Here is a 26591-nt window from a genome sequence, read left to right on the forward strand (position 1 = left end):
GAGACAGATGGGAGAGATCATAATGAGGTTAGAAAACAAAGTAGCGATTGTTACAGGTGGTAGCCAAGGGATTGGCGCTGGCATTGCAAAGCGTTTTGGCCAAGAAGGAGCCAAGGTCGTTGTTGCAGATGTGAATGAAGAAGCTGGAGAGAATGTAATTGCTGAATTGAAACAACAAGAAGTAGAAGCGATTTTTGTACACACGGACGTCAGTAACGAAGAAAGTGTACAGAACCTCGTGAAGGAAGCGACTTCAGCATTTGGTAAAGTCGATATTCTCGTCAATAACGCTGCAATTAACTTTCGCAAAAGCGTGACAGATACGAGCTTTGAAGAGTGGCAAACGTTATTAGGCATTAATCTAAACGGTCCATTCCTATGTTCGAAGTACAGCATTCCAGAAATGCAAAAGGTAGGCGGAGGTTCAATTATTAACATCGCTTCTTGGCACGCTGAAAAAAACCATTACACGTCTAGCGGCTTATGCATCGGCGAAAGGCGCAATGACAGCGCTAACGCGACAAATGGCGCTCGACTATGGTAAAGACCAAATTCGTGTTAATGCGGTAGGTCCAAGTACGGTAGACACGCCATTATTACAAAAAAAACATTTGAGTCTTTAGATGATCCAGAACAAGCATTCAAAGATACGTTAAAGTTCCAACCAATGGGGAGAATTGGAACGGTTGAAGACATTGCGAATACATGTCTTTTCCTCGCGTCAGACGAAGCCACTTACGTAAGTGGACAAACGATTATGGTCGATGGCGGTGCAATAAACAAAATCGCTAGACCAATTGAATTTGATTGATGATTTTGGGGGACTCAGTGCGAGAATAAGCGCTGAGTCTTTTCGATTTATCATATGATGGCTCTGTATTTATACTAAACTTCACGAGAGATCTTACAGAAAGAAGGATAACGATGGGGTCACTGTTGTCTGTGTTTGCGCTCATCCTATTTGGGCTTGGAATTGGCAGAGGCATACGCATTTACACGATAAAAGGGTATATGCCAGCGTGGGTTCCAGTTGCGAAAGTGTTACGTGTGTTAACTTTCACCGTTCTACTTGGTCTTATGCCTATTGTGTTAATCGGTGCATTTTGGAACGTTGACTTTAGTCAAACAGAATTTTTAATACTTCCTGTGATCGGTGTCTTTACGATTTTTCTAGGTGGCGGTTTGGCACTGGTCGCTTCGAAGATTCACGGTCTTACGAGGGAGCAAACAGGGTCCATGTTTCTTGCCGGCGCCTTTATTAATCTTGGGAGCTTTGGTGCGTTGTTTTCCGTATTTTTTTATCGGGATTGAAGCATTGCCGTTTGTGATTTTGTTTCGTTTGTTCGAAGAAATTGTATATTATGCCATTTGTTATCCGATTGCGAAATCATTTGGTCCATTGCGACACGTTTCATCCTCTTCAGGTATTAAGAAAATTATAAAGGACCCCTTCATTATGGTGACCTTTTCTGCGCTTTGTATTGGGGCGCTACTTAACTTTTCGCCGCTTGAGTATGGAACATTTTACGATACGATTAACAGCATTCTCGTCCCGCTTTCAGCAATTCTTTTATTAGTGCCTGTTGGATTTTCAATGAAGCTCGGTGCCGTTCGAACGTATATGAAACCGAGTGGATCGATTGCGCTTATTAAGCACATCATCGTTCCAATTACGGTGACGAGCATTGCTTACTTCATTGGTCTTGGAAACTATGGAAATGGAATCATTCTCTACGTCGTGCTCATTCTTTCATCCATGCCACCAGCGGTTTCGTCTCTCGTTCCGCCTCAATTGTTCAAATTGGATGTTGATCTTGCGAATGCTGCATGGGTAGTAAGCATGTGTTCATTAGCGTTCACTCTCCCGATTTTGTATGTCGTGACGAATGTATTGTGATAGGACAACGGCAATGATTCATACAGTATCATTGAGGTGAGTCGTATGAGCAACGATGCATCGGTATTTTCTTTTATTTGTTGCGTGAATGATGAAGACATGTATCATGTGTGTGAAAAGCACATTGATGCACTTTATGTTCCTGAAGGATTTACAGTTGAAAAGATCGTGATGAAAGAAGCGAAGAGTATGGTGTCGGGATATAACGAGGCGATGCGTAAGGCCAAGGGAAAGTACAAAATCTATCATCACCAAGATGCATGGATGATTGAAAAGCAGCTCCTCTATCATATGAAATCGCTCTTTGAAGCATCTGAGGTAGGGATGATTGGTGTATGCGGAACGAATAATCTCCCTCCTCATGGCGTCTGGTGGGATGCAAATCAGAGAGATTTATATGGTGTTGTCATTGAAGAAAGGAATACGATTGGTGTTCTTTCATTCCAAAATCCCCGTCAACGTTATGAACGAGTAGAAGCAATCGACGGTCTCGTGATGGCAACACAGTATGATTTACCGTGGGATGAGCAATTTGATGGTTGGCATTTTTATGATGTTAGTCAATCTTCTTTGTTTCAAAAAGCTGGATTAGACGTGATTGTGCCTCATCAAGATTCACCTTGGTTTATCATAAATGCGGGGTAGAGTTCGATCAACGGGCTTATGAACAGTATCGTAGACAATTTATTACGTGGAAGTTAGCAGTCCGAAATTGAAAAGAAGCAGCTTGGTTAACGAAAATGATATGTTAACCAAACTGCTTCTTTTTTTGAATTCATAGGTTTATGACCTGAATGCTTGCGATAATTGTTGCTTTCGAAATTCAAATATTTCTTCGAGTCGTTTCTCAACTAACATACGGTGAGCAAGTGTGCCGAGGGGTCCGAAGGGGAGTACGTAGTGAATGATGTCTTCAATTTCAACACCTAAGGGGTGATCATTAAAGTGGTGTTGGTGATGCCAAAAACGAAAGGGACCGAATCGTTGTTCATCAACAAATAACTGCTCCTCTATGACGTGAGTAATTTCGGTTACCCATTGAACAGGAAATGCAGGGAGCGGTTTAAGGTCATAGTGAATAATCATTCCTGGGTGCATTGCTCGTGACATGGGAGATCTCATATCAAACTTCATATCACCAGGTGTTATGGATGATAGTTTGCTAGGATCAGAGAAAAATTCCCAAGCCTCTTGCTTAGATAGTGGTAACACTTGTTTTTTTGTGCAATGTGTATAAGCGCATGCGGAACGCCTCCTCTTCTCTTTTCTACCCGTTTGTACGCATCTAAACACAGCTTCTTTGTAAGATTGTGAAAATCTAGTTCTCCTACTTTGTTTTCACTACTTTTGTCCGATATAATTTGGATAGTTTGATAAGGAGAGTGGACAACATGTTAAAACCGTTAAAATGGACAATGACCGTAGGGTTGTTATCTATCGCACTCGTTGCTTGTGGAAATGACGAAGTGGATGAGACAGAAGATGTGGACACTGAAACGGAAGAGACCGAAGAAACAGACGCTGATGACAGTACGACAGAAGAATCGGATGACGTTAGCGTAGGTGGCAACGAAACGGATGCTGATACAGCCGAAACGCTAGAACAATTAGATGAAGTTGAAGAAGCATTAGTCGTATATGAAGGCGAAGAGTTTGTAAATGTTGACCTTACATTATCTGTATCAGAAGATGAGGCGAACGATGATCTATTCGAACGACTTGAGTCAGATGTAACAGAAGCAATCGACGAGCGTCCAATTGATTTAATTGTAATTGTCGATGGCACAGCTGTTCACCAGTCAATGATTGAAGACTAAGGATTTGATTGGAGAGAGTCAGTACGCTATGATTCTGTACAAGGAGTGATACATTCATGTACCGAACTGTAGAAGATTTTATCCAAGATTGGACACAAGAATCTCGTGGGACAGCAGCAGTCATTGCAGCGATTACGGATGAGAAGCTTGACGTGTCAATCGTTGAAGGGCATAGTTCACTAGGTTGGTTAGCTTGGCATTTGGCAACATCACCGGCGTTCTTTTTAAGTCTCTTTGGTGTGAAGGTGAATTCTGTTGGAGATGGCAATGACGTGCCTTCACAAGTTGCGTCTATTCGTGACGGCTACCAACAGACTGTCGACAATACGGTTGAGGCAGTGAAGCGTGAGCTTACTGATGATTTGATGTTGGAAACGGTTGAAGCGATGGGACAAGATGTTCCACGTGGAGCATTGTTACGTACGCTCGTAAATCATCAGACGCACCACCGTGGCCAAATGACTGTATTGCTACGTCAAGCTGGCTTACAAGTGCCAGGCGTTATGGGCCCTACAAAAGAGGGCCAAATGTAAATGTGACAGGTTAGACCGTTTGGTCTAGCCTGTTTTTTATGACCTGGTATTAGAAGGTACTACGTTGGAGACGTCCGTTTATTATGCTAATATAGTGATAATTTCTTTCTGGAGACGTGAAGGAGGTCCTTGATGGCAGTATATAAAGAGGCTGAGTTTTACGAATTAAGTGAACGAGCAGTAACGGTTAAATTTGGTGATGGTATTGATCCAAAACTGCATGCACGTGTTAGTCAGTTTATGCAAGTAATCGATGAGCAACCGTTTCAGGGGTATGTTGAAGCGGTACCAAGTTATACTGGCATTACGTTTTTCTATAATCCTTTGAAAGTTATAAAAACGAATAATGAAACTACAATTCAACAACAGGTCATTGTAGAGTTAAAGGAGCGAATTGATCAGCTAGAGTACGCAAAGAAAAATAGCTTAGAAGCAAATAAAATCGAAATTCCTGTTTTATACGGTGGAGAATATGGCCCTGACTTGCAAGAAGTTGCACACGCCAACGGTTTATTAACAGATGAAGTGATTCAACTTCACTCAGAGCGCACGTATCTCGTCTATATGATTGGTTTTGCGCCTGGATTCCCCTTTATCGGTGGGATGAATGAACGCATTGCCACACCGAGAAAATCGAAGCCTCGAGAAAAGGTTCCTGCTGGATCCGTTGGAATTGCAGGGCACCAGACGGGTGTGTATCCCATGGCAACACCTGGGGGATGGCAATTGATAGGTCAAACACCGTTGAAGTTGTTTGATGTAAATAGGGATGTGCCAAGCTTATTGCAATCGGGTGATCAAGTTACGTTTAAACCTATTTCTAAAGACGCGTTTGTCGAACTTAAGGAAAGGAGTGAAAAGAGCCATGACAGTTGAAGTCGTAAAGCCTGGGGTGCAGACGACAGTACAAGACATCGGTCGATTTGGTTATTTGCGTCAAGGTGTGTTGCAAAGTGGTGCGATGGACACGATTTCGTTGCGCACTGCCAATCAACTCGTCGGGAACGATGAATTTGCCGCTGCTCTTGAACTAACGATTGCGGGTCCCTCGTTAAAGTTTGAAACCGATGCTCTACTTGCAGTTACAGGTGCGGGCATGCAACCAGTCATTGATGGAAAAGAATACAGCTTAGGTGTCCCTCTTTTCATTCCTAAAGGTCAAATGCTTTCATTTAAGCCCATTAAACACGGAATTCGTGCGTACGTTGCTGTAGCTGGTGGCTTTAATGTTCCTCAAGTAATGGATAGTCATAGTACATATTTGCGCGCAGGCTTTGGTGGCTTTGAAGGACGAGCGTTGCAAAAGGGCGACGTATTGGCAATTCAAGAAACAAATCATAAGTACTTTAATTGGATGAAAGAACAAGCTGGTGGGTTCGTGAAGGCACTTAAATGGGGAGCCAATTCATTACGATTGGATGAAGAATCGAACCAAAGCATTCGTATATTTAAAGGAACTCACTGGGACCGTTTTACAGAAGATAGTCAGAAGAAGCTCATTCATACAGAGTATTTCTTAACGACACAATCAGATCGAATGGGCTATCGTTTTGAAGCGGAGGAAACGCTCGAATTAAAGGATGCCTTTAACGTACTTTCAGAAGCGGTTGATTTCGGTACTGTGCAAGTTCCAAGTGAAGGGAAGCCGATGATTTTAATGGCGGATCGTCAAACGACCGGCGGTTACCCACGCATGGCACAAGTAATTGCTGCGGACCTTTCGCGTTTGGCACAATTGAGGCCAACAGAAACGATGCGTTTTGAACTTGTCTCATTTAAAGAAGCAGAAGATTTGTATGTACAACAAGAACGATCAATGACTGAGCGAAAAGCCGGAATTCGTTTGCGTTGGAACGAATGTTTAAAAGGAGCGGGTGTGTAATGAAAAAGCGAGAAGCTGTTATGGAAGAGATCAGAAGTGCTTCATTCACAACACCAACATCGGGCATTGCTGACGGTTACGCACAAGCAAACCTTGTCGTTCTCGATAAAGCGTATGCGTTTGATTTTCTCGTCTATTGTGAACGTAACAAAAAAGCATGTCCAATTCTTGACGTTACGGATGTCGGCTCACCGAAACCAGTATTGACCGGGCATCAAAACGATCTACGTACGGATCTTCCGAAGTATCAAGTGTATGAAGCGGGGAAACTCGTGAAGTCTGTCAACGACGTGACGGAGTATTGGACCGAAGATTCGGTCGCTTTCTTGCTCGGGTGTAGTTTTACGTTTGAAGAAGCGCTAAGACAAAATGGCATTCCAATTCGCCACAATGAAGAGAAGTGCAATGTTCCGATGTTTGAAACGAATATTGACACCATTCCTGCAGGGCCTTTCAGTGGTCCAATGGTCGTTAGTATGCGTCCGATGTCACAGCAAGACGCGGTACGTGCTGTCCAAGTGACTTCACGTTTTCCAGATGTTCACGGTGCGCCGATTCATATTGGCGATCCTAAAGCTATTGGTATTGATGACATCCAAACGCCTGATTATGGGGACGCTGTAACGATTAAAGAAGGCGAAGTTCCGGTGTTTTGGGCTTGTGGCGTTACTCCTCAGGCTGCAGCAAAGGCAAATGGTTTAAGTATGATCACTCATGCTCCAGGGCATATGTATATTACGAATGTAAAAAATGAAACGCTAGGTGTGCTGTAGCGCTAGGAGGAAACAAGCTCATGGGGGCAAATTTACAACGACAATTGACAGATAAGGAACGAAATCGCTTTTTGCGAGGTGCCATCTTTTTAATGGCTACTTCTGCAATTGGTCCAGCATTTCTTACGCAAACGGCGACATTTACAGAGCAGTTTATGGCGAGCTTTGCATTTGCGATTGTCGTTTCATTAATTATTGATATCGGTGTGCAGCTAAACATCTGGCGTGTCATTTCGGTTTCGGGGATGCGGGGGCAAGAAATTGCGAACAACGTGTTACCTGGTTTAGGATTTGTCATTGCCGGATTGATTATTTTTGGAGGCTTTGCTTTTAATATCGCAAACCTTGGTGGTGCAGGCCTTGCACTCAACGTGCTTTTTGATTTTCCGCCTGCATTAGGTGCAGGGATTACAGCAGTCATTACTATTATTATTTTCTCAATAAAGAATTACGGTAAAGTCATGGACAAGCTGATGCAGATCTTTGGTCTTATCATGATTGTCATGACAGGGTATGTAATGTTTTCAACAGATCCCCCATATCAAGAGGCATTAATTCGTACGTTTGTTCCTGAAGACTGGATGATTCTGCTTTTACCTATTGTTACCATCGTTGGGGGAACCGTAGGTGGATACATCTCATTTGCGGGTGGTCATCGACTTGTCGATGCGGGTGTAACGGGGAAAGAGAATGTTGGTTTTGTAAGCCGTGCAGCGTCATATGGAATCTTAACGACAGGGGTTATGCGAATCTTTTTATTCCTCGCTTTCCTTGGCGTCGTTAGTGCAGGTTTCACGTTAGATGAGAACAACCCGGCGTCTACTGCTTTTCTTGTAGGCCTTGGTGATATTGGCTATTACATGTTTGGTGTTGTATTGTTCGTTGCAGCCATTAGTTCAGTAATCGGTGTAGGGTATACGAGCATGTCCTTCTTGCGTTCGTTCCATCCTGTTTTCGAAAAGTATAACAGCTGGTTTATTGCGGGTTTTATAACGATTTCAGCTACAATCTTCATACTCATTGGTCAACCAGTCCAGCTACTCATTATTGCAGGGGCTTTAAACGGTATGATCTTGCCAATTATCTTAGTGACAATCCTCGTTGCCTCACGTAAAAAGAAAATTGTTGGAGATTACAAACATCCGACGTGGCTTATTATTTTTGGGGCGATTACGGCGGTTGTAACTGTAGGTGCAAGTATCATTGCATTTAGAGGAATATTGGACTTATTCTAATTTGAACAGGAGGAGAAACAATGGTTAACGTTGATTTGAACTGTGATATGGGAGAAAGCTTTGGGACGTATGTCAAAGGAACTGATGAGGAAATCTTGCCTTACGTTACCTCTGCAAACATTGCTTGTGGTTTTCATGCAGGAGATGCAAGTACGATGCGAAAAACGGTAAAGCTCGCTTTAGAGCACAACGTTCGTTTAGGCGCACATCCTGGCTTGCAAGACTTGATTGGCTTTGGGCGTCGCTCAATGGATCTTTCGTTTGATGAAGCGTATGACTTGGTACAATATCAAGTCGGTGCATTAATGGGCATTGCCAAAGCTGAAGGTGGTCACCTTCAACACGTAAAAGCTCATGGTGCACTTTACAATATGGCAGCAGGAAACGAAGAAATTGCAAACGGCATTGCCAAAGCAGTGTATGACATCGATGACCAGCTCATCTTGTTCGGACTTGCTGGAAGTAAGCTGATCGAAGCAGGAGAAGCTGTAGGACTTCAAACGGCAAGTGAAGTATTTGCCGACCGGACGTATCAGAACAACGGTATGCTGACGTCACGTCGCGAAACGAATGCTTTAATTGAAGATGTGAATGTCGCGAGTGAACAAGTCATTCGTATGGTTACTGAGCATACAGTAAAAACGGTACAATCAAAAGACATTGCCATTCAAGCTGACACCGTTTGTATTCATGGAGATGGTGCACATGCCTTAGCCTTTGCAAAGCAAGTGCGTGAGCAAGTTGAAGCAGCGGGAATTACAGTACAAGCGTTCAAGTAATCATGTGAAACGGCCATTCGTTAGTAGAATGGCCGTTTGCTTTTAATGTTAGAGACTACATCTTTTTGGGTGCTTCAATGACGAGAAAGTGTAAGCATTCTTTGATCGCTACGTTAATTGCGTCGACAAGGCTTAAGCGGTTTTGTAAATGGTCATCGTCTTTTAGAATGTGCGTTTGACTGTAGTAACGGTTAAAGGCTTGTGAAAGTGACAAAACGTATCTAGCGACAAGCGAAGGGTCGTGGGTATCAAGCGCTCGTGCGATTGTTTCCTCTAGTTTAGAGAGGACAATTAGGCATTCCCAAGCTTCATCTTCAACAGTTTGACCGTCTTGCCACGTATAGGACTTTTCACGTAGTAATGAATACGTACGAACGTGAGTGTATTGTACGTAAGGACCTGTTTCACCTTCAAAACGAAGTGTGTCTTCTAACGAAAAATCAATATCGTTTTTACGGTCATTTTTCAAGTCGTTAAAAATAATCGCGCCTACACCGACTTGACGGGCGACTTCTTGGCGGTTTGGGAGATAGGATTCTTTTCTTGCATGTACTGCTCAGCGAGAGTAGTCGCTTCGGATAAGACGTCCTCAAGATAGACAACACTGCCTTTTCGAGTGCTCATCTTTTTCCCTTCAAGACGCATCATCCCAAAGTTGATATGCTCCATTTGCTCAGACCATTCATAACCGAGCTTACGTAAGACAGCTTTTAGCTGTTTAAAATGAAGAGTTTGTTCATTACCGACGACATAGAGTGAACGTGTAACTGATACGTTTGTTTACGATAGATCGCTGCTGCAAGATCACGTGTAGCATAAAGCGTTGCTCCGTCTGATTTCTTGATAAGACATGGGGGCAAATGCTCTTGATTAAGTGAGACGACTTGAGCGCCTTCGGATTGTTCGAGTAAGTGGTGACTTTCAAGCTGTTCAATGACATCTTGCATTTTATCATTATAAAACGATTCACCGTTGTAGGAATCAAAGGCTACACCGAGTTTTGTATAGATGCCTTGAAAAGACGATAGAGACACAGTTTTAAACCATTTCCAAAGGCTAAGCGCTTCTTCGTTTCCTCGTTCAAGTTCGTAGAACCATCGTCTGCCATCAGCTTCGTCACCTTCTTTGTGGAAACGTACATACAGTTTTAACAATTCTTGAATTGGAGCTTTTTCGACCTCTTCTTGTACGCCCCATTCTTTGTACGCGGCGATTAACTTTCCAAATTGAGTACCCCAGTCACCGATATGATTAATGCGAACGACCGTGTACCCTTGGTTTTCGTACAAACGAGCGATGGATTCACCGATGACGGTCGATCGTAGGTGTCCCATCGAGAATGGTTGGCAATGTTTGGTGACGACATATCAATCGTAACGGTTCCTTGATGTGTGATCTTCTCTTTTTTTCTTAGAAAATAACAAATCAGCAAATGTTGTACGGTTGAAATGCACGTTAGCATAACCTCCGATGACGTCGACTTTGTCGATACTCGTAACGGCAGAAAGTATCGTTTGAATACGTAATGCAATAGTATGTGGCGACATTTTTAGTTCTTGTGCGAGTGTGAAGCAAGGAATAGAGAGATCACCATGGATCGGTTGTTTTGGGTATTCAAACAGTTGTGATGAGATGGGAACGGACAGTCCTAACGATAAGACGTTTGCTAGTTCTTCTTTTAGCAAATTCATAAAACGCTCCTTTTTACGACGAAAAGACCCCCACCTCAAAAAAAGAGGCGGGGGTCCCGCGGTACCACTCTCGTTAACGTATGAAACGTTCACTTTCACATAACGGTGTGATTGCCGGCTGTTCGTACTCAAATGTTCAGAACAGCATCTTAGAAGTCCGCTTCACGATTCTGTTCCTGCCGGCTTGCACCAAACCCGGCTCGCTGTGAGTGAACATCATCGCTACTCTCTTCATCGTCGATTGTATAGTGAGATTTATTCTATCGGAATTTTCTTGTTTGTCAAGCACTCATCTTCATGAACGAAGAAAACTGGACCTCTCATTCTTCATAACATTAGCTTTTTGTCGTTTCATATGCAGGGCCTGCTTTCATGACCATGCCAGGAAGTGTTTTGCCCATCACGCGTTCTAGCCAGTTCGCGGTTTTGAGTAGTTTTTCTAAATCAACGTCTGTTGCAATGCCCATTTCATGCAACATATGGATGAGATCTTCACTAGCGACATTGCCAACGGCATTTGGTGCAAATGGACAGCCACCGAGCCCCCCTAAAGCAGCATCGAATGTCGTAACGCCTTCTTCGTAACCAGCAACGACATTGGCTAATCCAAGTCCACGTGTATTATGAAAATGCAATCCAAGGGGTGTATCAGCGCCAAAGTTTTCTTTAAATAATCGCACCATCTGCTTTACTTTAGTTGGGTTCGCCATTCCGGTCGTATCGGCAAGAACAATTTCAGTCGCGCCAGCGTTTAAGAAACGCTCTACGACGTGTAACACTTTTGTTTCATCAACATGACCTTCATAAGGGCATCCAAAGCTTGTAGCTAACACAGCTGCAGACGGTCGTCCGGCATTTTTCGCATCCCGGATGACGGCACTGTTCTCCTCAACGCCTTTTTCAACGGTTCTCCTCGCATTTTTCTGATTAAACGTGTCACTCGTTGCGACGACGACGTGTAGTAAATCGACATCTGTCTCAATCGCACGCTCAAGCCCTGAACGGCTCAACACGAGTCCGGCATACGTGACACCGTTACGCTTGTTGATCGCTTTCATTACATCTTCCGCATCAGCCATTTGTGGAACGACTTTAGGGTTCACAAACGATACAGCTTCAACTTTTTTTTACGCCAGCATCTACGACTTGCTCAATAAATTGAACCTTGTCCTCTGTAGGCACATGCTTCGGTTCATTCTGTAATCCGTCTCTTGGTCCAACCTCACAAAGTGTAATCATCACAAATCACTCCTTTTTAGTTGTTCAAGGACACGATCTCTTCCTTGATAAATATGTTCATGCATTGCACTCCTTGCGCGAGCGCTATCTTGGTCTTCAATCGCACGTATAATGACTTCATGTAGTTCAAACGACTGTTCTAGTCCCCGTTGTTCAAACCAATAAAATGAATGGAACACTAGAGGTAAAACAACGACCTTACGGATGAGATCTTCAGTATGTGGGTCTTTGCTAGCTCGAATCACAGTGTCGTGGAACTTGTGGTTTTTCTTTAATACATCTTGAATATGTTCTGTTTTATTTGTCCCTCGACTCATGATAATCGTTTTAAAATCTTCGTTTGCCTTGTGCATGTCGGACAGGTCTTGCTCTGTTCGATGAATGGCACTCAAACTAGCAGCGTAGCCTTCGAGTAAAGACCGCACATCATAGATTTGACGGATATCATTTTGTGAAAAGGAACGCACGATGTACCCTCGCTTTAGCGGGGTGATGAGCCCGTCAAACTCTAATTGCTTCAATGCGCTACGAATCGGTGTACGACTCACCTTCCATTCTTCGGTTAACGCTTCTTCGGTTAAGCGATCTCCTGGTTTGTACTTTCCCGTAATTAACGCTTGTTTCATACGTTCATAAACATTCAAAGCCAACACCTCTTCGTTTATTGTAGCTGAATGTTGAGAAAACAACAAAATGTAAATCTTCTTCTGTATACAATAAAGCGTTTACACGATGTTATTTTAAATTATTATTGACCTTTTGTATACAATGGTGCTATTGTTTTCTTAATATTCAATCAGGAGTGATGGGAATGAATGAGACGTCTATGCCCCTTAAAGGCATTCGTGTACTAGAGCTTGGGACGTTGTTAGCCGGCCCATTTGCTGGACGTTTGCTTGCGGATTTTGGTGCAGAAGTAATTAAGATTGAACCACCAGATAAGCCTGATCCGATGAGACAGTGGGGAAAAGAAAGAGATGGAGTTGGATTGTGGTGGCCGGTGCAATCACGCAATAAGAAATCGATTACGTTGAACTTACGGACAGAAGAAGGTCAAACTGTGTTCAAAGAATTGGCAGAGAATTCAGATGTTGTCATTGAAAATTTCAGAACAGGCACGATGGAAAAATGGGGGCTCAGTTACGAAGATCTTAGGAAAATTAATCCTCGTCTCATTATGATGAGAACAACGGGTTACGGTCAGACAGGTCCTTACAAAGATCGTGCAGGGTTTGGAAGTATTGGTGAGGCGATGGGTGGTCTTCGTTACGTAACTGGATTCCAAGATCGTCCGCCAGCTCGAGTAGGTATATCAATCGGAGACACATTAGCGGCATTGTACTCGACAATTGGTTGTTTAACAGCGATTGAAGAACGACACAAGTCAGGGGAAGGCAGATGATTGATACGGCCATTTATGAGTCGGTGTTCTCCGTCATGGAAAGTATGATTCCAGATTACTTACTAGCCGATTATGTACGAGAGCGAACGGGCAATATTCTTCCGGGTGTCGCACCTTCAAGCATTTATCGTACAAAAGACGATACGTATGTGGTAATTGGCGCAAATGCAGATGCAGTGTTTTCAAGGCTTACGAGAGCGATGGGACAACCAGAACTTGCTGAGCATGATGATTATAAAACACATCTTGCTCGTGGAAAGAATCAAAAAGAGTTAGATGCTCTTATTGAGCGCTGGACAAAAACTCTCGTTGCAAAGGATGTGCTTGAAGCGTTAGAGGAGCAAGGCGTTCCTTCGGGGCTAATCTATAGTGCAGCAGATATTGTTAAAGACCCGCATTATGCAGCTCGAGACATGATCGTGAAAACAGAACATCCACAGCTTGGAGAGTTTCCGATGCCTGGAGTTGTACCGAAGTTAAGTCGTACACCAGGGCAAATCGATCATGCGGGTAGTGTAAAGCCAGGCGAAGCAAATGAAGCGATCTATCAGTCGATGCTAGGGATGACGAGTGAGAAAATAGAGCAACTGCAAGCGCGTGGTGTCATTTAAACAAATCAGTCGAAAAGGAGGGATTTGGATGAAAGAACCCATTCAGAAGAAGTGGATTTGGGTAGGTTTTGTGTTATTGATTCTGTTTAATGCTCCGTGGTATTTACCTGAAGGGATGATCGAACCGTATATTCTAGGTATTCCGTTTTGGGCGCTCATTAGTGTTGGATTGTCACTAATTCTTTGTGCGTATTTGAGTTGGCTCTGTATGACGCAGTGGAACTTAATAGAAGATGAAGAGGAAGAAGAGTTTGAAAAAGAGAGGAGACAATCATAATGGAGTTGCAATTTGGCGGTACTGATGCCTGATCATACTAGGTGCATATGCCGTACTCATGATTGTCATCGGCTGGATCGCGGGAAGAGGAAAGAAGTTAGGGAAAAGCGTTGGAGAGTATTATCTTGCGGGACGAAACTTAGGGTTTATTACGTTGTTTTTCACACTTTATGCGACACAATATAGCGGAAATACGATTGTCGGTTACGCCCCAACAGCCTACAGGGAAGGCTTCTCGTGGTTACAATCAATACCGTTTATGACAGCGATTATTGGTGTATACCTCATCTTTGCACCGAGGTTGTACGTCATTGCGAAGCGAGCGAAGTTCGTAACACCAACGGATTGGATTAGTTACCGTTTTGAGTCGAAGCGCGTAACGATCGTTGCAATCTTGCTCATGCTTTGGGGATTAGGGAATTACTTATTAGAACAACTTGTAGCCATTGGTCATGCTGTTTCTGGTTTAACGGCTGGAGCAATCCCATATGGGTATGCAGTTATAGGATTTATCGTCGTTATGCTTATCTATGAGTGGCTCGGTGGAATGAGAGCGGTTGCAGTCACTGATGTACTTCAAGGAATTATCTTGCTTGTAGGTATTTTTGTTGTACTAATCGGTGCTTTAGCGTTAGCGGGGGGCAGTCTTAGCGGAATTTCAGAATCGATTGCAGCGACAGAACCGCAGAAGATTGGAGTACCTGATTTACAGACGAACATAAACTGGATTAGTATGATTCTTCTAGCAGGTATTGGTGCTGCCGTATATCCACATGCTGTGCAACGAATTTACTCAGCAAAGAGTGAGCGTACATTGAAACGATCATTTGCGCGCATGGCTTGGATGCCTCCAATTACGACTGGTCTAGTCTTTGTTGTTGGGATTATTTGTATCGTTTTATATCCTGGAATGGATACCGGACAATCTGAGCAAGTGATTGGTATACTTGCGAATGATATTGCTGCTATGAATTCGTTCTACTATTGGATGATGATTATCTTCTTCGGTGGAATCGTTGGTGCGATTGTTTCTACTGCGGATTCAGTATTACTGAGTTTCTCATCTATGGTGTCCCATGATATTTATGGGAAGTACATCAATCCTAACGCAACAGATGAGCGTAAAGTAAAGGTAGGAAAGTTCGTCGGTATTGTCGTCGTCTTCTTGTTGTTGTGGATTGCATGGAACCCACCAGGAACACTTTATCAAATCTTTGTTTTGAAATTTGAATTGTTAATTCAAGTTGCACCCTGCTTTTTGTTAGGCTTATATTGGAAGCGTTTACGTGCAACGCCAGTGTTCTGGGGTATGGTCATTGGAGCCACAATTGCAGGGATCATGACACTTACAGGAAACAATACACTCTACGGAATTCACGGCGGGATCATTGGCTTGATTGCCAACTTTGTCGTCTGTGTTAGTGGTTCACTGATGATGCCAGTATCCGAGGATTACAAAAAGCATATTCATACAAAAACATCAATTCATGATAACGGCGTACAAATGTAGTTCTGAGAAGGTGTAATTGCGCATACTTGTTGTTAATCAAACGTTTAATTAACGTACGAGAGCATCTTCTTTCCTTTCCATCAGCAATGTTGTATGTTTAAAACATAAAAAAATGAAACCATGATTCATTATCAAACGTATTTAAGATTAATAAGGGAAAGGAGATGTTGGTATGTCAGAAATACAACGAACGCCGGACCGAGATGCGGAAGAAAATATGGGTTTAGGAATTGTTGCATACATTTTGTTCTTTATTCCGTTACTTGCTGGTAAAGATTCTCCATTTGCGAGGTATCATGCGAATCAAGGATTGTTGCTGTTAATCTTAGGAATTATTGTGGCGATTCTCGGATCGATTCCGATTATAGGGACATTTATTATCGGTCCAATCGGTTCACTATTTGTCCTCGCATTGTTCATTCTAGGTGTCGTGAACGCAGTGCAGAAGAAAAGAAAGCCTCTTCCAGTCATCGGTGGGATTCAGATCATTAAGTAAATGGGAACGGTTGTCTAAGGTGCTAATCTTAAGGCAACTGTTTTTTTTGTGGTTAAAAAAAGAAGGGTGCGCAAAGAATAGAGTCGTGCACTGTTCTCTTGGCCATTCATCAAAAAAAGTAGAATATTTGTAAGCATTGGTTTCGTTAGTTAGCATGGATGTCATACTGATGGATGGCTACTTATATGTTCTAGAAGCGTTCTTTGCGAAGTGTTTACATACGGTGAACTCGTTACGGGGGAAGTAGAAGGCACCCTTCTTTCACTCAATGCTAACACTATTCAGATAAATTGCAATACTTTTATCATAGTTTTTCATAATTTGAACGATAATCATTCAGTTAAAAGAAGAATGACATAAGTCTTAAGTCTGTTTTCTAATGATGATTCATTTTTCTTATAGGTAGCCATTCAGTATTCGTAGTATTCCTTCTCGTTCTAGTACCATAAACTATGAGTATAAAGGTAAAGAGGTGGTTATCTTGAACAACCAGAAAAATGCGGTGCAACAAACGTTCTCATCCTCTTCTCAGAACTATGTGAAAAGTGAGCTACACGCGAAAGGAAAAGATTTGGCAGCACTCGTTACAGAAATTTCAACGCTTAAACCGAAGTCATTACTAGACATTGCAGTAGGTGCTGGTCATGTTAGCAATGCGGTTGCGCCTTACGTAGAAGAAGTGACTGCAATGGATTTAACCGATGAAATGCTTACGACTGCAGAAGCTTTTATTACAGGGAACGGGCATCAAAATGTTCAGTTTGAGCGAGGGGATGCGGAGTCGTTGTCCTATGAAAGCGATTGGTTTGATGTGTCGGTATGTAGAATTGCTGCGCATCACTTTGAACTTCCAATTCAGTTTTTGGAAAGCGTACATCGAGTGACGAAGTCTGGTGGCAGTTTTTATTTATTAGACAATACGGCACCAGAGATTGATGAGTATGACCACTTTTACAACGAAATAGAAAAAAATGCGTGATCCGAGTCATTATCGAGCTTGGAAGAAAAGTGAATGGATCGCTATGATTGAGCAGTCTGGACTTGTCGTTGAGCATTTGGAACGATTCCCGAAAGTTTTTCAATTTGACGATTGGTGTGAGCGTTTGAACCTTTCTAAGGAACTCCGTCAAGAACTTACTGAACGATTAAAAGATACACCTGTTGAACAGAAGAAGAAATTCAACATTGATATTGATGAAAGCGGAGCTGTGAAGTCTTTCTCAGGGGAGTCTGTATTAATTCGAGCAAGAAAGTTGTAACCTAACTTGATAAAAATGTTCGTTTCAACGTCAATCATGTGATTGGCGTTGTTTAGTTGTGCATCGTTTAGGAAAAATAAATGAATTCGGTTACAATAAAGACAATTGTTGAGGTTAGAAAGGATGTTTACTATGAGTAAGAGTCATCAGTTTTTATATGAATTAGTCAATACACCGTCACCATCGGGTTATGAAGAGCTAGTGCAATCAAAATGGTTAAACTATGTTCAGCCGTTTGCGGATGAATTAAGAACGGATCATGCTGGAAATGCTTATGCGATCTTAAATCCGAATGCGCCGTTTAAAGTACTGATTGCCGGACACGCAGATGAAATCGGATTTTTAGTGAAATCAATTGATGAACGAGGGTTTATTTATGTCGAGAAACTTGGAGGAATCTCTCCTGCGAATGCCTTAGGGATGGAAGTGACTATTCATGGTGAGCGTGGAGAAGTTACTGGAACGTTTGGGACGAATGCAGAGCACCATGGAGGTGCAAAAGATAAGATTACAGTTGATGATCTTTACATTGATATTGGGGCTACGTCAAAAGACGAGGTGATGCAATATATTCGTGTAGGAGACCCGGCGACATACAATGTAACACCTAAAACGTTACTTAACCAAAGGATTAGTGCGCGTGGCCTTGATAATCGTAGTGGTGCTTACATCGTAGCGGAAGTCATTCGTCGCTTGCAAGGTGAGAAAGTTCAAGTTGGTGTATATGGCGTGAGTACCGTCAATGAAGAGACGAATATGGGTGGCGCTTATTTTGCAGGTGCACAAGTGAGCCGACGATGGCGATTGCTCTTGACGTAACATTTGCGACCGATTACCCGAGTTCAGATCCTAAGAAAAACGGTGATGTACAACTAGGCAAGGGACCAGTCCTTGCGATAGGTGCACCCATTAATCGTAAGATTAACGGCTTATTTGAACGTGTAGCAAGTGAACATGGCATTGATTTACAGTATGAATTAACACCACGAACGACAGGTACTGATGCCGATCGCCTACGTGTTACGGGTCGCGGGGTGCCTGTAGCGGTCGTATCGCTACCGTTGCGATATATGCATGCACCTAGAGAGGTCGTTTCTCTTGAGGATATTGAACTAGAAATTGAGCTTCTCGTACGTTTCATTTTGAGCTTAGAGGGAAAAGAAGGACTAAAGCCAGTCGAAGAACCTTCAAATTGATGATCTAAAGAAACGTCATTCCATGTTTCACGTAGAGCACGGTCTAGATGAACGTAAATGAGCACGTCTATTGAATGGAGTACGGATGTGGAATCACTCTTTGAAGGCTTTACTATTCAGAAGTACGTACATTCGATAGGAGGAATACCATGAACGGGAAAGCAATTGCTTCAGTGATCTTAGGTCTCGTTTCGTTTTTTTGTTTCATGGATTGGATTTTTAACCGGTGTTGTTGGACTCGTATTAGGAATTATGGCCGTGCGGGAACCAAACGGTGGTGGATTAGCGATTACAGGAATTATAATTAGTGGACTTTCTGTGTTCTTAAATATCTTACTCATCATTTTTGGTGTCGCGTTCCTCGGGTTTTTAATCTAATTAACAGAGCAATCGATCTAGCAATCGATTGCTCTGTTCTTTTTTGTTAAAGTTGTTCGGTGAGTTGTAAGTCTGTTAATTCATTCGATAATGTTGTTAAGGAATTAAATTCTTGCAACAACTCTTCAAAGTGGTGTTGATAATCTGAAACGAACATAGAGAATTGCTCAATGGCTTCATAGTTTAATGCTACACGTTTCGATGTTTCATTTAGTCGTTCATTCATTGCAGCGGTTAACGTGTTCATCGCAAGGGCTCGCTCACTTAATGCTGTAATATCTTCATTTACATTTGACACGTGCGTCTGTGTATCTGCAATTTGAGCACGAATGCTCTCTAGTGCTGATTGCGTATCAGCTGCTAGATTCCCAACTTCTCTAGCGACTACTGCAAATCCTCTTCCATATTCCCCAGCTCTTGATGATTCAATGGATGCATTTAGCGATAAAACTTTGGTTTTTTTCGAGATTTCCCAGATTGTTTGTGTGATTTTACCGATGTTGATTGAGCTTTCTTGAAGGTGTCCTAACTGATTTTTCGATTCCTCTACTTCAGCAACCATTTCATTCAACCGCTTTATAGACATCGTTGTTTCATCTTGAGTGAGCTTCATTTCTGAACTCATCGCCAGAGAATCTTTAAGTAGCTGTTGAAGAGAGGTTGTCATGCGCTCCGTTTCTTGCTTTTGTGTTGATACTTTTTCTTTCATCAAGTCAGATTGAGTTTTTAAACTTTCAGCGGTATCAGAAAGCTTTAGATTTTGAGCTTTTCGTGCTTCATTGAAGTGTAGTAAAGATGTTGAATACGATTCGATATATGTTGTAATGGCTAGCTGCATGTCAATCGAACAGAGACGTTTAAATGCGTGATACGTTTTAACGGCTTCCGCTGTTTCCATCTCACGTAAAAGAATCGTTAACATTTCAGTTTGTAAGTGGTTGTAGGCGGCTAAATACCACCGTTCGTTCAGACCAATCTGATGGTGAATTTGACCGATTCGAATACGTCGGTTTACATAGTCTTGTCCAACTTTACCTTGAAACATATCGAGAATGTATTCCGAGAACGTTTGCTTTAACCGTTCTGTAGATGAATATTGATCTATAATGTCGCGCAATTGTTCTTGTGCCAAAATAGGTTCGTAAAATGTGTCAACGAGAGAAGTGATGTGAGGTTCAATGATTAAACGAACATGAGTTAAGTGTTCGATGTCTTCCCATGTAAGCCCTGTAAAAACAATCATGTCTCGGTGGTCACTTTGTATAAGATCTTCGAATTCTTCTTTTAATTGTGGCGCTTCTTTCACAAGATTAGTCATAGTAAGCCAAGCCTCCCTACTCTATTCATCGGTTAACCATTTGTGTTCTTTAAGACTTCAATTCATAAGCACATAGTGCTACTTCAATGGATAATCGTTGAAAGCAGTCTTCGTTCAGCTTACATCCGAGTAGGTGCTCAATTTTGGATAGCCTATGGTAAAGCGTCTGGCGTGCAATGTTTAATCGTTCAGCAGTCTTTTGTTTTGAGCAATTGTTTTGCAAATATACATTTAATGTAGCCAACAGTTCTTCGCGGTTTCGTACGTGATCAACATAAAGGCCCTTAAGTTGTTGCTGGATGAAGCGATCCAATTCGTCGTTGCTAATCGTTAGTAAGAGTTGATAAATTCCGAGCTCATCATAAAAGCAAGGCGTATGAAACGACGTATGATGAAGTTGAATTACAAGTTCCGATTCGCTAGATGCTTCTTTGACGTGATGTAATTTCGTCTTTCGGCTACTAAATGAAAAATGTAACGTGTCTAGCGCTTCCGTAGAAGACATTTTGCTCAGAAAAAAATCATAAAAGTCTCTGTTGCATGCCTTTGATTCAATGATAAAAAGAATGATGGAATCATGATGGATTGTAATAAAGACTGGTATTGCCTTTTGTTCAAACAGAGCACGGATGCGTTGGATCATGTAATACTGATCACTGTTTTCAACAACTGAATGACGGTGTTGTACTTTACAGATCCGGTAATAAAAAGGTGTTTGAACAGTCGGGAAACGACGTTCAATTGTCGTGAGTATTTCTCGTTCATTACACGATCGATCGTTCATTAAATCCAGAATCCACCGATTGCTTTGGAGAAGGGATTTCTCTTCATTGTACGTACGACGCAAAATCATTTGTGCAAGAGCAATCGAGGCACGGTCGAGTACGAGTTTCTCAAAAGACGTTACATCGGAGTGCTCAATTAGCAAATACCCCCAAGTTTGACCCATCGCTTCAATTTTTTGTACATAATACGTCTCATGATTAAATGTCCAATACGTTGATTCGAATTCTTCATCACGGTGCCGTTCTACATGTTGTTGGAGAAATTGAATGTCTTCTTTAGGTTTTACAGGTATACAATAAGGCATTTCGCTTTGCAAGGGTAGATAGACGAGTGGATACGGTATGGCTTCTTTAATTTTCTTTATAAGCTTGAGTGTTCCTTGTTTGTGCAATGTAAGCTTTTGGAATGATTTTGACAGCTCATCGAGTTCGAGCAATTGGTGGTGATGGCGATCGATAAGAAACGCATGAATATCTTGTGTAAGATCAACAAATCGAACGACCTTATCGAAGACGATAATTGGAAATTGATGTTCATCTGCATAACGAACAACAGATGTCGGTACAACGTGAATATGTGTACCTAATTCAAAACAAAGCGCGGTTGCGCCTTGATCAATGAGCCCTTTGACATAATGGAGAGCATTATCATTTTGAATACCCGCACCCGTACTTAAAATTAATTCGTTACCGTGAATTAGTGATTCGAAGTTTGGTACATCAAGAATATGAACCCAACGAATCGAGCGGTTAAGACCTTCTTCACCACTAACGACTCGTGCTGTTTTGAAAAGGGGTCGAGTTAGAATCTCTTGCACAGAGATCATAAGTAGCCTCCTAAAGTGTCAAGTCTTTAACTATAAGATTAGACAACATGTAAAAGGAAATCAATCAGAATATTTGGTATAGTTTGTGTAAAATAACGGATGGAGGCTTGAGCATGAGTGACAAAACAATCGTGTTAAATGAGGAAATGGTTGAGAAAGATCGTCGTTTGCTTTGGCATCATATGACTCCTTATCAAGAGAATAGCGGAGCATGATTGTTGATAAAGCAAAAGGAGCCTGGATTGAAGACCTTGATGGCAACCGCTTTTTAGATGCGATGGCTGGATTGTGGTGTGTAAATGCGGGCTATGGAAGAACGGAACTCGCTGAGGCTGCCTATGAGCAATTAAAGAAAATGCCTTTTTATCCACTGACACAAAGTCATCTGCCGGCAATTCGTCTTGCAGATCAATTAAATAAATGGCTTGGAGAAGAGTACCGCTTTTCGTTTTCGAACAGTGGATCAGAAGCAAATGAAACCGCGTTTAAGATCGCTCGTCAATATCATTACCAAAATGGTGATCAAGGACGTTATAAAGTCATCTCAAGATACCGTGCTTATCACGGAACAACGCTTGGGGCATTGTCAGCTACGGGCCAACCGCAACGCAAGTATCGTTATGAGCCCCTCGTTCCGGGGTTTACTCATGTAACAGCACCTGATTCATACCGTGTGCCTGAGGAGCATACTGAAGAAAGTTGGAGCAAACATTGCGCCAATGAAATTGAACAAACCATTCGTTGGGAAAGACCAGAAACGGTTGCAGCAGTTATTATGGAACCGATTATTACAGGTGGTGGCGTACTTATGCCACATCCGTCTTATTTAAAGGAAGTTGAAGTCATTTGTAAGAAGTATGGCGTACTGCTCATTATTGATGAAGTGATTTGTGGCTTTGGACGTACGGGTAAGCCATTCACTTTTCAACATTACGACATTTCTCCAGATATCGTGACGATGGCTAAAGGAATTACGAGTGCGTATTTACCGTTATCAGCAACCGCAATGAAACCTTATTTATTTGAAGTATTTAAAGAAACTGGAGAAAATGATCATTTTAGACATGTGAATACGTTTGGTGGACATCCAGCTGCTTGTGAGGTTGCGATTAAGAACCTTGAAATAATGGAAAAAGAGTCACTCGTTGAACAATCAAACGTACAAGGAACGAAGTTGAGAACTCAATTAGAGCCCCTTTTGCGTCACCCACTCGTTGGTGACATTCGACAAAAAGGCTTGTTGCTCGGTATTGAGCTTGTCGAAGATAAGAAAACGAAAGTGCCAGCGGCCCCTGAAGTAATCGCTGATTTGATGAAGCGTTGCAAACAAAAAGGATTAATTGTCGGGAAGAACTCTGACACAGTGAGTGGCTATCAAAATGTTATTGCACTTTCACCACCACTCTCCATTACAGATGAAGATGTAACGTTTATTGCTACCACGTTAAAACAAGTCTTTTCAATAGAGTAGGGTAAAAGGAATGCTGTGGTCTTAGTCACAGCATTCCTTTTTTTGATTGTGCTACAAATAATGATAGATTTTTTTAGCTAAGAAAATTTAGAATATTAAGTATAAAATAAGTGAGGAGTGATTGTGATGGCATTAGATCCTACGGTAAAAGCGATTTTGGAGGAGATGGAGAAACAAGGTTTACCAGGACTAGAAACGTTAAGTCCTGAAGAGGCTAGAGTGAACCGTAGAATTGGTACTGATGACGGTCAAGTCGTTGAAGAAGTGAATCGGGTAGAGAACTTGTCTTTCGAAAGTGAAGGTTACACGATTCCAGTGCGAGTTTATCAACCAGAAGGTACAACCCCTCAACCTGTACTCCTTTACTTTCATGGTGGGGGCTGGGTGCTTGGTGATTTAGATTCCCACGACCCAGTATGTCGTCGGATTGCAAATGCAAGTCAGTCGACCGTTATTTCAGTGGAGTACCGGCTTGCTCCAGAATATCCGTTTCCTGCTGCAGTTTATGATTGTTACAATGCCGTTCATTGGGTCAGAGAGCAAGCAGAGGTCCTTGGTATCGACAAAGAGAGAGTTGCCGTTGGTGGAGACAGTGCTGGTGGCAATCTAGCAGCAGTGGTCACACATTTGTTAAAAGAAAGAAGCGAGCCGTTACCGGTGTATCAATTGCTAATCTATCCATCGGTTGATTTTACAAAAAAAAGTATCCATCTGATGAGAAGAACAAGGAAGGCTTGTTCTTAACGGGAGAGGCAATGAGTTATTTCCGTAAGCATTATTTGAGTCAGAAAGAGGATAAGTTTAATCCACTTGCTTCTCCAATGGTACGTGAAGACGTGACGGGATTACCGCCAGCGCATATTATCACAGCAGAGTATGACCCGCTTCGAGATCAAGGTGAGGCGTATGCTACGCGATTGAAAGAAGCTGGCAATGAGGTTACGTACATTGATTATAAAGGGATGGTCCATGGATTTATCAGCATGGCAAATCTTGTCCCACAAGGTGCAGAGGCATTAACAGAAGCAGGACGGGCGCTGCAAGCCCGTTTTAATGAAGTGAAAGCAGGAAAGTAAAAGAGCAAGGGTAAGCGTGATCAACTTACCCTTGCTTCTTTAATGATTGATTGAGTTTGTTTTCCATTCGTTTGTAGTATAGGTAGAAACAAAACCAATGAATACAATAGAGGATCGTAAATGTACTAATTGCAATCGCGACGGCTGTCATGCTAAATGGAAACCAACCTACAGCATAAGCAATCGTAAACCAAACGACGATGGACAGAGCGTAGTGAATTGCCGTAGCAGATAGTAAGCTCATCGAGTCATTTTCAAAAATAAGTGCTGAGATTGCGAAGTAAATGCCCATTAATATGCTGCCAAGCATTTGTGTCCAAAGGTAATGAGAACTTGGATTAATATCATTTATCATGAGAATCGTTAAGGCAATAAACATAATAAATCCACCAGCTGCGATTCCAGCTAGTATACGAAAGAATAATTCACGAATCATAGCGTCATCCTTCCAACAATTTCTGACGTAGTGGCTTTACATATTTGCGTGATACATATTCTTTTTCCCCGGACTTAAAAAAAACACAGAGATTTCCGTTAAAAGAAACTTCGAAGCGTTCAATTTGATTTAAGTTTCCAAGAACGGACTTTGAAAACCGTATGAACTGGTGCGAAGCGAGCTGCTCTTCAAGTTCATAAAGTTTCTGTTTAATTTCCGCACGTTCCCCTGCAAATACTGCAAACACTTTCCGTTCTTCTGCAACAATATAGTCAATTGTTTTTGGTTCAAGAACAATTGAGGAATCATCGGTCTCAGCAATAATTCTTCGTTGTGTCGTCGGTTCTTGATAGGCATGCACATGCTTTATAAATGATTCGACTTGATTGGACCATTCTTTCGCATGAATCGTCACACTCGTTTCATTGTGCTTTGAATCTAAGTCTAGCTCGATGCGCATATGGTCGATCACCTCTTAGTATTTTCGCATCTATCTTATGTCGAACGTTATGTACATGACTGAAAGATCATCTAGAGGACATAAGTGGTCGAAATTGATGGATTAGATGTCTATACATAGTGTAAGGAATATTCATACGTAGTGAAAGATAATTTTGAATTTCTGGAAATAGGTCTTTAATCTAGTTATGAACTCTATTTATTTGATTAACGGTCATTTTTCAGGATGTTTTAATGATAAAATCTATAATATAGAGCTATGACCTGCATCAAATCTATTGAACTAGTTAGATAATAATGGTAAATTAGTAGCAATAAAAGTATAAGTAAACACACATGGTAGAAAAGGAATTGATAATTGTGAGCACCCAGTTTGTCGTTGCGGATCGAGATCAAAATGACCGAATTGGAATGAAATGGGTCATTGAAACCATGGATGACCAACATTTTGTGCGCAATTTTACGACGACTTATGATGAGACCGTTGTGATGTTAGCCCAAAATGAAGCTGATATTGTGATTATAGAGTTAGATATGATTGCTACCGAAGATCATGAAGATCTCGCAAGTGCGATCGCTCGTTTTCAAGGTACAATCATCGCAGTAGCTTCAAAGGCGAATTTCGAGGCAGGAAAGTGTGCGGTTGAAATTGGAGCTAAGGCATTACTTCTTAAACCTGTCCAAGCAGATGACTTAAAGCGTGTCGTTTCCACAGTAACGAAGCGTGACTCGCACAGGTTACAGGCGAGTTCTCAACTGCCATCACTTTCAAAACGAGAGCGAGTATTGCAACAAATTTATGGCAAAGAGATACAAAGCGAACTCGAATTTAGTATGCTGATGTTTCGAACGCGTAATCGAGAGACTGTGTTACTCATTGAATATGTATTGCAGTTGAGTGCTTTACAGCCGTTCACTCACACGATTACATGTACGGAAGATAGCGTATTCGTAACTATTGATCAACAATCAACGAAAACGTACAATCTACCGAATGAATGTCTGAACGCATGGCCGTATTATGATCACAACCCACTCGTTGTCAGCTATTTCGTTTCAACGGGCAAAAACACTTATCATCAAGGATACTTGTCATGCCAACGTGTGAACTTGCAAACATACTTTAGCGGTGAAGGAAAAGTGTTATTTGCAAACCAATTAAAAAAACGATCAACGCTTTGATTTCCCTTTTCTAACGATTGAAGATCATCGACTTCTACTTTCATTCATTCAACATCGAGATG

General features: G+C 41.9%; 29 protein-coding genes, 4 pseudogenes and 1 other annotated feature. Of the genes and pseudogenes, 24 read left to right on the forward strand and 9 right to left on the reverse strand.

The genetic code is table 11. From position 1 onward, the window contains the following. The first annotated feature begins 7 nt into the window (after positions 1-7). The 6 genes from JCM19055_RS01380 (at position 8) to JCM19055_RS01395 (ending at position 2542) form a co-directional block, all read left to right on the forward strand. Positions 8-544: an SDR family NAD(P)-dependent oxidoreductase gene (locus JCM19055_RS01380; RefSeq protein ID WP_265181642.1), complete on the forward strand. Its 537-nt coding sequence runs from the start codon at positions 8-10 to the stop codon at positions 542-544. Further along, positions 504-623 (forward strand): SDR family oxidoreductase, encoded by a 120-nt coding sequence (locus JCM19055_RS31025; protein WP_265181643.1) that lies wholly within the window; start codon positions 504-506, stop codon positions 621-623. Before JCM19055_RS01380 ends, JCM19055_RS31025 begins: the two co-directional genes overlap by 41 nt. After that, positions 596-811, forward strand: a complete 216-nt coding sequence (locus JCM19055_RS27960) for an SDR family oxidoreductase (protein ID WP_265181672.1) — start codon at positions 596-598, stop codon at positions 809-811. The genes JCM19055_RS31025 and JCM19055_RS27960 overlap by 28 nt, the downstream gene beginning before the upstream one ends. A gap of 113 nt (positions 812-924) precedes the next feature. Next, entirely contained in the window at positions 925-1311 is a 387-nt protein-coding gene (locus tag JCM19055_RS01385) for a hypothetical protein (protein WP_042358203.1), read from the forward strand. 4 nt (positions 1312-1315) lie between these two features. After that, entirely contained in the window at positions 1316-1897 is a 582-nt protein-coding gene (locus JCM19055_RS01390; protein ID WP_265181644.1) for a hypothetical protein, read from the forward strand. A gap of 45 nt (positions 1898-1942) precedes the next feature. Continuing rightward, a complete protein-coding gene (locus JCM19055_RS01395; protein ID WP_042358338.1) occupies positions 1943-2542 on the forward strand; it encodes a glycosyltransferase family protein in 600 nt (199 codons plus the stop codon). 138 nt (positions 2543-2680) lie between these two features. On the opposite strand, the gene JCM19055_RS01400 is transcribed toward JCM19055_RS01395, so the two are convergent. Beyond that, positions 2681-3007, reverse strand: a complete 327-nt coding sequence (locus JCM19055_RS01400; protein ID WP_265181645.1) for an SRPBCC family protein — start codon at positions 3005-3007, stop codon at positions 2681-2683. A 281-nt stretch (positions 3008-3288) separates the two neighbouring features. On the opposite strand from JCM19055_RS01400, the gene JCM19055_RS01405 reads away from it, so the two are divergent. The 7 genes from JCM19055_RS01405 (at position 3289) to JCM19055_RS01435 (ending at position 8916) form a co-directional block, all read left to right on the forward strand. Continuing rightward, positions 3289-3714 (forward strand): hypothetical protein, encoded by a 426-nt coding sequence (locus JCM19055_RS01405; protein WP_042358205.1) that lies wholly within the window; start codon positions 3289-3291, stop codon positions 3712-3714. Positions 3715-3770: 56 nt separating this feature from the next. Then, positions 3771-4247 carry a DinB family protein gene (locus JCM19055_RS01410; RefSeq protein WP_042358206.1) on the forward strand — a complete coding sequence of 159 codons (477 nt, stop codon included), beginning with the start codon at positions 3771-3773 and terminating at the stop codon, positions 4245-4247. Between the two features lie 132 nt (positions 4248-4379). Further along, positions 4380-5123, forward strand: a complete 744-nt coding sequence (gene pxpB / locus JCM19055_RS01415) for a 5-oxoprolinase subunit PxpB (RefSeq protein ID WP_042358207.1) — start codon at positions 4380-4382, stop codon at positions 5121-5123. Next, the gene (locus JCM19055_RS01420) at positions 5101-6129 is read left to right on the forward strand and encodes a biotin-dependent carboxyltransferase family protein (protein WP_265181646.1); all 1029 of its coding nucleotides are present in this window, start codon (positions 5101-5103) and stop codon (positions 6127-6129) included. The genes pxpB and JCM19055_RS01420 overlap by 23 nt, the downstream gene beginning before the upstream one ends. Further along, positions 6129-6902 (forward strand): putative hydro-lyase, encoded by a 774-nt coding sequence (locus JCM19055_RS01425; protein WP_042358209.1) that lies wholly within the window; start codon positions 6129-6131, stop codon positions 6900-6902. The genes JCM19055_RS01420 and JCM19055_RS01425 overlap by 1 nt, the downstream gene beginning before the upstream one ends. A gap of 20 nt (positions 6903-6922) precedes the next feature. After that, positions 6923-8137, forward strand: coding sequence for an NRAMP family divalent metal transporter (locus JCM19055_RS01430; RefSeq protein ID WP_042358210.1), 1215 nt, complete (start codon positions 6923-6925; stop codon positions 8135-8137). Between the two features lie 20 nt (positions 8138-8157). Continuing rightward, a complete protein-coding gene (locus JCM19055_RS01435; RefSeq protein WP_042358211.1) occupies positions 8158-8916 on the forward strand; it encodes a LamB/YcsF family protein in 759 nt (252 codons plus the stop codon). Between the two features lie 55 nt (positions 8917-8971). Here JCM19055_RS01435 and argS read toward each other — a convergent pair. From argS to JCM19055_RS01450, 4 genes and pseudogenes are all read right to left on the reverse strand, one after another. After that, a pseudogene (gene argS, locus JCM19055_RS31030) lies at positions 8972-10607 on the reverse strand (arginine--tRNA ligase). A gap of 40 nt (positions 10608-10647) precedes the next feature. After that, positions 10648-10854: a binding site (T-box leader), on the reverse strand. A gap of 88 nt (positions 10855-10942) precedes the next feature. Continuing rightward, complete coding sequence (locus tag JCM19055_RS01445) at positions 10943-11710, reverse strand: hydroxymethylglutaryl-CoA lyase (RefSeq protein WP_265181649.1); 768 nt, start codon at positions 11708-11710, stop codon at positions 10943-10945. Between the two features lie 13 nt (positions 11711-11723). Then, a complete protein-coding gene (locus JCM19055_RS27980; RefSeq protein WP_265181650.1) occupies positions 11724-11846 on the reverse strand; it encodes a hypothetical protein in 123 nt (40 codons plus the stop codon). Continuing rightward, complete coding sequence (locus JCM19055_RS01450) at positions 11846-12490, reverse strand: GntR family transcriptional regulator (protein ID WP_042358340.1); 645 nt, start codon at positions 12488-12490, stop codon at positions 11846-11848. The genes JCM19055_RS27980 and JCM19055_RS01450 overlap by 1 nt, the downstream gene beginning before the upstream one ends. A 167-nt stretch (positions 12491-12657) precedes the next feature. On the opposite strand from JCM19055_RS01450, the pseudogene JCM19055_RS01455 reads away from it, so the two are divergent. From JCM19055_RS01455 to JCM19055_RS01480, 7 genes and pseudogenes are all read left to right on the forward strand, one after another. Then, positions 12658-13859, forward strand: a pseudogene (locus JCM19055_RS01455) (CaiB/BaiF CoA transferase family protein). A 28-nt stretch (positions 13860-13887) separates the two neighbouring features. Continuing rightward, on the forward strand, positions 13888-14136 hold the full coding sequence (locus JCM19055_RS01460; RefSeq protein ID WP_042358212.1) for a hypothetical protein: 249 nt from the start codon (positions 13888-13890) through the stop codon (positions 14134-14136). A gap of 58 nt (positions 14137-14194) precedes the next feature. Next, positions 14195-15646: a sodium:solute symporter gene (locus JCM19055_RS01465; RefSeq protein WP_081833352.1), complete on the forward strand. Its 1452-nt coding sequence runs from the start codon at positions 14195-14197 to the stop codon at positions 15644-15646. Positions 15647-15818: 172 nt separating this feature from the next. Beyond that, positions 15819-16142 carry a membrane protein gene (locus JCM19055_RS01470; RefSeq protein ID WP_042358214.1) on the forward strand — a complete coding sequence of 108 codons (324 nt, stop codon included), beginning with the start codon at positions 15819-15821 and terminating at the stop codon, positions 16140-16142. 481 nt (positions 16143-16623) lie between these two features. Next, complete coding sequence (locus JCM19055_RS27985) at positions 16624-17121, forward strand: class I SAM-dependent methyltransferase (protein WP_052365761.1); 498 nt, start codon at positions 16624-16626, stop codon at positions 17119-17121. Further along, a complete protein-coding gene (locus JCM19055_RS27990) occupies positions 17114-17401 on the forward strand; it encodes a hypothetical protein (protein WP_052365762.1) in 288 nt (95 codons plus the stop codon). Before JCM19055_RS27985 ends, JCM19055_RS27990 begins: the two co-directional genes overlap by 8 nt. Before the next feature lie 132 nt (positions 17402-17533). Beyond that, a pseudogene (locus JCM19055_RS01480) lies at positions 17534-18597 on the forward strand (M42 family peptidase). A gap of 424 nt (positions 18598-19021) precedes the next feature. Here the strand turns inward: JCM19055_RS01480 and JCM19055_RS01485 are convergent. After that, a complete protein-coding gene (locus JCM19055_RS01485) occupies positions 19022-20293 on the reverse strand; it encodes a globin-coupled sensor protein (RefSeq protein WP_042358215.1) in 1272 nt (423 codons plus the stop codon). Between the two features lie 49 nt (positions 20294-20342). Next, positions 20343-21905 (reverse strand): PucR family transcriptional regulator, encoded by a 1563-nt coding sequence (locus JCM19055_RS01490; protein ID WP_042358216.1) that lies wholly within the window; start codon positions 21903-21905, stop codon positions 20343-20345. A 113-nt stretch (positions 21906-22018) separates the two neighbouring features. On the opposite strand from JCM19055_RS01490, the pseudogene JCM19055_RS01495 reads away from it, so the two are divergent. The 3 genes and pseudogenes from JCM19055_RS01495 to JCM19055_RS22275 all read left to right on the forward strand — a co-directional run bounded on the left by JCM19055_RS01495 (position 22019) and on the right by JCM19055_RS22275 (position 24452). Then, positions 22019-23376 (forward strand): annotated as a pseudogene (locus JCM19055_RS01495) (aspartate aminotransferase family protein). 126 nt (positions 23377-23502) lie between these two features. Beyond that, on the forward strand, positions 23503-24120 hold the full coding sequence (locus tag JCM19055_RS01500) for an alpha/beta hydrolase (protein WP_052365763.1): 618 nt from the start codon (positions 23503-23505) through the stop codon (positions 24118-24120). An 11-nt stretch (positions 24121-24131) separates the two neighbouring features. Beyond that, complete coding sequence (locus tag JCM19055_RS22275) at positions 24132-24452, forward strand: alpha/beta hydrolase (RefSeq protein WP_265181651.1); 321 nt, start codon at positions 24132-24134, stop codon at positions 24450-24452. 25 nt (positions 24453-24477) lie between these two features. Here JCM19055_RS22275 and JCM19055_RS01505 read toward each other — a convergent pair whose 3' ends face one another. Both JCM19055_RS01505 and JCM19055_RS01510 read right to left on the reverse strand, forming a co-directional pair. Then, positions 24478-24888, reverse strand: coding sequence for a DUF3021 domain-containing protein (locus tag JCM19055_RS01505; protein ID WP_042358217.1), 411 nt, complete (start codon positions 24886-24888; stop codon positions 24478-24480). A gap of 4 nt (positions 24889-24892) precedes the next feature. Beyond that, positions 24893-25348: a LytTR family DNA-binding domain-containing protein gene (locus tag JCM19055_RS01510; protein ID WP_042358218.1), complete on the reverse strand. Its 456-nt coding sequence runs from the start codon at positions 25346-25348 to the stop codon at positions 24893-24895. A 359-nt stretch (positions 25349-25707) separates the two neighbouring features. Between JCM19055_RS01510 and JCM19055_RS01515 the strand changes: the two genes are divergently transcribed. Continuing rightward, on the forward strand, positions 25708-26529 hold the full coding sequence (locus JCM19055_RS01515) for a response regulator transcription factor (protein ID WP_042358219.1): 822 nt from the start codon (positions 25708-25710) through the stop codon (positions 26527-26529). Positions 26530-26591 lie beyond the last annotated feature (62 nt).

The sequence above is a fragment of the Geomicrobium sp. JCM 19055 genome (genome assembly GCF_000698185.1).
Lineage (GTDB): Bacteria > Bacillota > Bacilli > Bacillales > Marinococcaceae > Geomicrobium_A > Geomicrobium_A sediminis.